Here is a 448-nt window from a genome sequence, read left to right as displayed (position 1 = left end):
AAAGATAGTCGTCAACACAGCCGCCTGCCCTGCCGGCTCAGCAATGGCCCAGAAATAACCCAAACGACTTCCACCGAAACGAGTACGTAATTCCCGGATAACAAGCGCGTACACCGTATCTCTCATAATCTGCAACGATGATCGTGTTGGTCGGCGTTCAATCACAGATTTTTTCAACCTTTATTGGATCTCTTGGCATCAAGCAGGTTTCAAAGCACAAATTCTTTCAATTTACAAACCATAATCAGTATCCGCTTTGAAAATAATTGTCGCTGAGTATACACAAAAATTTCCTGCCAAAAAGTGTCAAGTAATATCAATTACTACAATTAGGTAGCCTGATTCACAGTATGGAATACAAGAGAAGCTGAGTTTATACAGAACCTCAGTCCGGTGGGGGCTGGGCCATCATCAAACACATGCCCGAGATGTGCATCACAGGTTGCAC

Annotated in this window: 1 protein-coding gene; it reads right to left on the bottom strand. The window is 43.8% G+C overall.

From position 1 onward, the window contains the following. Positions 1-329: 329 nt before the first annotated feature. Positions 330-448: peptide-methionine (R)-S-oxide reductase (locus Q4563_RS16190; RefSeq protein ID WP_303605206.1), on the bottom strand; the 119-nt coding region annotated here is incomplete at its 5' end.

This window comes from Gilvimarinus sp. 1_MG-2023, assembly GCF_030548285.1.
The sequence above is the reverse complement of the archived record's forward strand: the minus strand, read 5'-3'. Positions and strand labels throughout refer to the sequence as shown.